Origin of the sequence: Noviherbaspirillum sp. (assembly GCF_035944575.1) — a bacterium.
In the GTDB taxonomy this organism is placed as follows: Bacteria; Pseudomonadota; Gammaproteobacteria; order Burkholderiales; family Burkholderiaceae_D; genus Noviherbaspirillum.
Genome location: NZ_DASZBA010000261.1, coordinates 35,495 through 42,321, shown reverse-complemented (window position 1 = coordinate 42,321; position 6,827 = coordinate 35,495). Strand labels below are relative to the sequence as shown.

5 protein-coding genes are annotated in these 6,827 nt (G+C 58.2%); 3 read left to right on the top strand and 2 right to left on the bottom strand.

Annotated features, from left to right (window positions below):
- The coding region (locus VGU61_RS21860) for an EAL domain-containing protein (protein ID WP_326861431.1) at positions 1-820 on the top strand (820 nt) is incomplete at its 5' end.
- A gap of 60 nt (positions 821-880) precedes the next feature.
- Here VGU61_RS21860 and VGU61_RS21855 read toward each other — a convergent pair.
- On the bottom strand, positions 881-1,663 hold the full coding sequence (locus VGU61_RS21855) for a 3-oxoacyl-ACP reductase FabG (RefSeq protein ID WP_326861430.1): 783 nt from the start codon (positions 1,661-1,663) through the stop codon (positions 881-883).
- Between the two features lie 306 nt (positions 1,664-1,969).
- Between VGU61_RS21855 and VGU61_RS21850 the strand changes: the two genes are divergently transcribed.
- A complete protein-coding gene (locus VGU61_RS21850; protein ID WP_326861429.1) occupies positions 1,970-2,290 on the top strand; it encodes a hypothetical protein in 321 nt (106 codons plus the stop codon).
- Between the two features lie 3 nt (positions 2,291-2,293).
- Here the strand turns inward: VGU61_RS21850 and VGU61_RS21845 are convergent, their stop codons facing one another.
- Positions 2,294-3,517, bottom strand: a complete 1,224-nt coding sequence (locus VGU61_RS21845; RefSeq protein WP_326861428.1) for a cyanophycinase — start codon at positions 3,515-3,517, stop codon at positions 2,294-2,296.
- 630 nt (positions 3,518-4,147) lie between these two features.
- On the opposite strand from VGU61_RS21845, the gene VGU61_RS21840 reads away from it, so the two are divergent.
- Positions 4,148-6,742 (top strand): ATP-binding protein, encoded by a 2,595-nt coding sequence (locus tag VGU61_RS21840; RefSeq protein WP_326861427.1) that lies wholly within the window; start codon positions 4,148-4,150, stop codon positions 6,740-6,742.
- Positions 6,743-6,827 lie beyond the last annotated feature (85 nt).

The following is a 6,827-nucleotide window of genomic DNA, read 5'->3' as shown; positions in this document are numbered from 1 at the left end:
GATGGAGGTGGCGGCCAACTACAAGATCACGCTGGCGCAGACGCTGCGTCTCGCCATCGAGGAAAACCAGCTTGAGCTTCATTACCAGCCGCAGGTGGATTTCCGCACCGGCGAAATCGTCGGCGCCGAGGTGCTGATGCGCTGGAACCATCCCGAGCGCGGGTTGCTGCCGGCCGGCGACTTCCTGCCGTTCGCCGAGGAAAACAACCTCATGCTGCCCTTGTCGGCATGGATGATCCAGATGGTGTGCCGCGATCTGCAGAAATGGAATGCCGCCGGAAAGCCGGTCTCGCGGGTGTCGATCAACCTGTCGCCGCAATGCCTGGATCGCGGCGACACGGTGCAGAAACTGGCGAATGCGATGACCCGCTACGGCATCGCGCCGGCGCAGCTCGAAGTCGAGATCACCGAGAATGTCTGCATCGGCAATCCGCAGCAGGCCCTGCATCACCTGAACAAGCTGGCCGACATGGGCATCGGCATCGCCATCGACGATTTCGGCATCGGCTATTCGTCGCTCGCCTACCTGCAGCGTTTCCCGGTGAAGACGCTAAAGATCGACCAGTCCTTCGTGCGCGATATCGTCGATCCCGACGGGCATTATCCGGTCGTGCTGGCGGTGATATCGATTGCGCGCAGCATCGGCCTGAACGTCATCGCCGAGGGCGTGGAAACGGAAATCCAGGCCCGCTATCTGCAGCAGGCCGGATGCGACACCATGCAGGGATTTCACTTCTATAAACCGCTCAACGCGGCGGCCTTCAACACGGCGATCGATGCGGTCGCCAGGAGGCCGGCGTCCGTCAAGCTGCCCATCTGACCGGCGCGCAACGCATCGTACCCGGCGCGAGTCGCCGGGACCCGTTCCGGTTTGCCGCCCCTATGCGCCCTGGCCCTGGAACAGCATCAGCGCGCCGTCGACGACGATGGTCGCACCCTGGATATAGCGCGCCTTGGCGGACGCCAGAAACACCGCCACATGGGCAATTTCCTCCGGCTCGCCGGCGCGTTTCATCGGAATGTTCTCGACCTGCCGCTTGCGGTGCTCCGGATCGTCCAGCGCCTTCTGGTTCATCGGGGTGAGTATCATGCCCGGCGCGATATTGTTGACATTGATGTTCTTCTCCGCGAGCTCCAATGCTAGCGTGGTCGTCAGATTGCGCAAGCCGCCTTTCGAGGCGTCGTAGGCCGACCCGCCCGCACGGGGAATTTCCTGGTGGACGCTGGTGATGTTGATGATGCTGCCGTGCCTGCCGCTTCCTTCCATGGCGCGGATGAATTCGCGGCAGCAGTAGAACGGGCCGTACAGATTGGTCTTGAGCGTGGTGTCCCAGTCCTCATCGGTCATGTCGCTGACCGGCTTTCCCAATGCGTTGACACCGGCGTTGTTGACCAGGATGGTCGGCATGCCGAGCGTGTCCTTCACCTGCCTGAACAGGTTCGCGACCTCGGCGGGATTGCGCTGATCCAGCTGGAGCACGGCGCATTTCCGGCCTGCCTTTTCGACTTCCTGCGCCGTCTTTTCAGCACCTTCGCGGTCATGGAAGTACACCGCAACCACATCGGCGCCTTCCCTGGCGAATTCAATGGCGGTTGCCTGCCCGATGCCTGAATCGGCCCCGGTCACGATGGCGATCTCATTGGCAAGTGTCTGTACGGTCATAAAAGCTCCTGGTTGCTGAAATGGTTTGAACACGGCATGCCGGTTCGATGCATCCGTCCACGTCCGGGTTCCATGCAAAAAGCACGATCGCTGCCATGCGGAAAGAGCGGTGCGGCATTGAAATTGCTTGTCCGTTGTACATGGTTCGTGAAACCAGTCATCGGAAAAATCGAGGGGCAGATCATGTCGGGAACAAGCAATCTGGCCGAAGTGCAAAGGTCGTGGGTACACCGGTAAAAATTATCCCGGCCCATGCAAGTTCTCCAATGCCCGGGCACGATGGCGTCTTCAACCCGGAGGTGAATCATGAATAGCGACGGAAGCGGAAAACTGGACCAGGCCTACGAGGGACTTGAGCGGGAAACGCCTGATCGGGTGGCCCGTGCCATCCGCTGGCTGCGCCGACCGGAATCGCGCTGGATCCGGATTCCTCTCGGACTGCTGCTCATTGCCGGAGGCATTTTCGGCTTCCTGCCTGTTCTCGGCTTCGAGTTCATACCGCTGGGATTGCTGCTCATTGCGCAGGACGTGCCTTTCCTGCGCAAGCCCGTCGGTGAATTCACCCTCTGGCTTGAGCGCAAATGGGTGGCGCTGCGGCAGTGGTGGCAGCACCGGCGACGGCACTGATCCTCAGTATGGGTTGGTCGGGAAAAGGCTGCCTGATTCAACGCCGCCGGATTTATAGACGGGGTAGGCTGACCAATCGCTCAGGTTGATCCTCGACGTGTCGTCTGCCAGTTTCCGGATCTGGATCGCTGAAGTCGGGATCGATAAGGGCCTGCCTGAAGCGCATACCGTCGGACCCTGGGTCACATTCACAAAATATATTGCGCTTTCAGTCGTCGTCGATACATTCGTTACCCGTCGTCCTGTATGGCTGCCGTCAGAATTGCGTTGAACGAGCAATGCCGCTTCGACACCGACGCCGATACCCCTGGCTGTATTGTTCTGAAGTACGCCTCCCGTGCAGCCGAGTTGCTGCGTTCCCGCCATGGTGTGTAACGATATCAACCGGGACACGAAGGTGACGAGGCGGCCCATGCGGTCCCGGGAATCGAGATGCGAATCCATGATCATGTTGGCAAACACCGGCGGAGCAATGAAACCTCCGCTGGTGCTCAACGGACTCGGATCAAATGTCATGTACAGGTTATAGGGATCCGTGAGTGCCTGGGTGGAAGTGACGGTGCCGTTGAACCCGGAAAAGTCGAACCCGCCCAGGACTGCCAGGCCCGCGCTGGTCCCGCCGATCGGCACATTCTTTTGCATCAACCCATTCAAGGTCGTTTCGAGAGCCTGGCCTTTCCAGTACCTGAAGTAGTCAGTCTGATCGCCGCCGGCAATCCAGACCGCATTCGCTCTGCTTACAACGGCATTCACAAAAGGATCGTTGGCCGCCGCTGTGCTCGGTATCACCAGGGTCTCGACCGACGTCAGGCCGAGGGATGCCCCGCCGACCCAACCGTCCTGATACGTATTGGACACCGACGATTTCCTGCCGCTGTAATAAATGTAGGGGTTGTAACCGCCGTCGCCCGTCGCGCGGATGACCACCAGGCGGCCGCCCGTCGCGGGCGTGATTCCCGCGCGTTGAATCATCCAGCGGAAAGCCTCGTCCACATCCGGTCCGCCGCCCATCAATACGTAGGAAGGATCGGGCCGTGTCTGTGCAACGGAAGGCGTCATGTCCGGATTGCCAACCGAATAATAGGTGTAGGGCGTCGCCGGTGTGCCGGGCTTCTTTGCCGCGTCGGCAAGAGTCGGCATCAGCAGCAGCAGCACAACCATCGTCATATACGAGAAGGTTGTATTGATGAGTTTTTCAAGGGTTCCATACGTGGCAATGTTGAACATATATCACCTTGGGTATGACAACCGGGGCCGGTTGGAGGAAGGGAATGCCAGTGTATGGCGAAATGCCCTTTTCGAAAGGCGCCGATCACTGTGACTATTGCGTTATCTCAAACCGGACGGAAGTGCGGAGCCAACAGGCAGTGTGAGCATCCGCTGCACAGGACCTTTGAGACGGACGGCATAAGGCGGGTGAAGCATTTGCACCGTATCCGTGGGCGAAATGGATGCACGTAGGTCCAGGTAAAAACACCATCTCCTTGCCAGTTTCATAAGCGCGCTTGTCCATTCCTTCCAGCCGGTTTTTTCTCTATGAAAAGATGCCGATACCAACTAAGATTGCGGCACATGGCTAAGGTCCTTTGCCTTGCGCAAGCTCAATTTCCCCAGAGAATATATCCGGACAATTATTGGCTTTCCCAGTCCGGGCGAATGAACTGCGGCGCTTCATCAATCACTGATAAAAAGTTATACATGGACCATTTTTCGGCCAGCCGCATAAGCCCATTTATTGTCGATCCGGCACAGACGGACAGCGACGTCATGCATTTGATGTACGGCCTGGACTGGTCAACCACGAACGTTTCGCACCCTGCGGAATGGCCGGTCTCCCTGCAAATTTATGTTAGGAACATGCTCTCATCGGGATTCCCGATTCTCACTTTGTGGGGACCCGATCTCGCCTGCCTGTATAACGACGCCTACATTGCTTTTCTCGGCGATAAACACCCGGCCGCGTTCGGAAAGCCATTCAAGGAAATCTGGCCCGAAATTATTCAGGACGTCGAGCCGATTCTTCACAAGGCATTAAGCGGACACTCTTCCTATTTTGAAGACATGCCGTTCTCCATCATCCGTAATGGACAACGTGACATCGTGTGGGTGACATTCAACTATGCGCCGGCATATGGTGACGATGGCACTATTATGGGCATGCACAGTGTGCTAATCGACACGACCAACCGCGTCATGGCGGAAAAGCGCAAGGCCTTCCAGCTGCAGATGGCCGATAGCTTGCGTGAATTATCCGAACCGAACGAGATTATGGAAGTGGCATCGCGGTTGACCGGGGAATATCTCGCGGCAGGCCGGGTCGGTTATTCGGAAATCGACGAAGAGAAAGGAATGGCAAGCGTATATCTGGACTGGACCAACGGCATGCTCTTCACGCTGGCCGGCGAGTCGAGGCCGTTGGATAGTTTCGGGCCGGCCATCATCAGCGAACTCAGGCATGGCAACACCTTGCAGATCAACGATGTATATCTGCACCCGAAATCGATGCATTATGCAGAAGGGTATGCCAGCATCGGCGCTCGCGCGGTTCTCGTTGCGCCTCTGCTGGAAGCAAACGGATTGACGGCCGCCTTTCATGTTCATGAAGCCGCGCCACGCAATTGGACGGACGAAGAAGTGGCCCTGGTGGAGGACGTGGCGAAACGGACCTGGGATGCAGTTCGGCGCGCACGCGTGGAAAAAGCATTGCGCGATGAAACGCGTATTCTCGAAATCCTGAATAAAACGGGCCAGCTGCTGGCATCGACGCTGAATCTGTCGGATCTGCTGCAATCGATCACGGATGCCGGAACCCAATTGGTCGGCGCGAAGTACGGGGCATTTTTCTATAACAATATCGATGCCAACGGCGAGACGTATATGCTTTATACGCTCTCGGGTGCGCCGCGCGAAGCCTTCGAAAAATTCGGGTATCCGAGGGCGACGCAGGTCTTCAGGCCAACGCTTCATGGCGCAAAACCTTTACGCAGCGACGACATCACCACGGACCCGCGATACGGGCAGATGGCGCCGCATCATGGCATGCCCGAAGGTCATCTGCCGGTAAGGAGCTACCTTGCCGCGTCGGTCATTTCCCGAAACGGTGAAGTCATCGGCGGGCTCTTTTTCGGTCATCCCGATGCCGGTGTCTTCAACGAAAAGGCGGAAAGAATCATCGAAGGCGTTGCGGCGCAGGCCGCGATTGCGATCGACAATGCGCGCCTTTATGACGTCGCCCAGAAATCCGCGCTGGAGCGCCAGGTGCTCCTGTCGAGCGAGCGAGCCGCACGTGCCGAAGCGGAAAGGCTTATCCGCGCAAAGGATGAATTTCTGGCCATGCTTGCGCACGAACTGCGCAATCCCCTTGCTCCGGTCAGCGCAGCGGCGCAAATGCTGAAGCTGGCGCCAAACGACGAACCGCGCGTGCGCCAGGCCAGCGCCATCATTTCAAGACAGGTGGTTCATATGACGCACCTGATCGATGACCTGATGGACGTGTCGAGAGTAACGCGCGGGCTGATCCAGCTCGAGAAGGAGACGCTGGACATCCGATCGATTATCGCAAGTGCCATCGAACAGGCGCGGCCGCTGATCGAAGCGCGCCGGCATATTCTCGGCACCCAAATCGATGCAGAGCGTGCATTTGTGCATGGCGACCGCACGCGACTGGTGCAGGTCGTCACCAATCTGCTGAACAATGCCGCGAAATATACGCCTGCCGGTGGAGAAATCGGCCTTCGCGTTGAAACGGCGGACAAGCAGGTGCGGGTCAGTGTGACCGACAATGGCAACGGCATGGATTCATCCCTGGTGCCGCATGTTTTTGATTTGTTCACCCAGGGCACGCGTGACCTTGACCGTTCACAGGGCGGACTGGGAATCGGACTTGCACTGGTAAAGGCAATCGTCGCTCTCCACGAAGGCCATATTTCAGCCGCGAGCGAGGGGCTCGGCAAAGGAAGCACCTTTACCGTCTCCTTGCCGCAAGCCGAGATCGTCACTGTCCGGTCCGAGAATGGCGAGTCCTTGTATGACGTGGATGTGCTTCACATCATGGTGGTCGACGACAACGCCGACGCGGCGCATTCGCTGGCGGTCCTGCTTCAGGCACTCGGCCATTTCGTCACTGTAAAGACGAATGCGAGAGACGCATTGGATGATGCGGTTCTGAATCCGCCGGACGCGTTCATCCTCGATATCGGCCTGCCGGATATAAGCGGCTATGACCTGGCCAAACTGCTGCGCGCTCGTGCGGAATGCAGCCATGCGATGCTTATCGCGCTTACCGGCTACGGTCAGCCACAGGACCGCGATATGTCGCAAGCCGCCGGCTTTGACCACCATCTCGTGAAGCCGGCGGATACGCAGGTAATCATGAAAATTCTTGCGGACGCCAGGCGAACTTCGACACCGCAGCGTTCACCGGAACAGCAGAGCAGGCATAACGCCGGATAGCAGTTCGACCGCATTGTTTTCAGCGGCGCCGATGTGCCGTGGCGTTCGTGGTTCGGACCTGCCGCGATGAACCGCTCGCGCATTT

Coding starts and splice junctions, on each gene's coding strand:
- VGU61_RS21855 (WP_326861430.1), bottom strand. CDS start 1,663: ATGACCGTACAGACACTTGCCAATGAGATCGCCATCGTGACCGGGGCC.
- VGU61_RS21840 (WP_326861427.1), top strand. CDS start 4,148: ATGCTCTCATCGGGATTCCCGATTCTCACTTTGTGGGGACCCGATCTC.
- VGU61_RS21850 (WP_326861429.1), top strand. CDS start 1,970: ATGAATAGCGACGGAAGCGGAAAACTGGACCAGGCCTACGAGGGACTT.
- VGU61_RS21845 (WP_326861428.1), bottom strand. CDS start 3,517: ATGTTCAACATTGCCACGTATGGAACCCTTGAAAAACTCATCAATACA.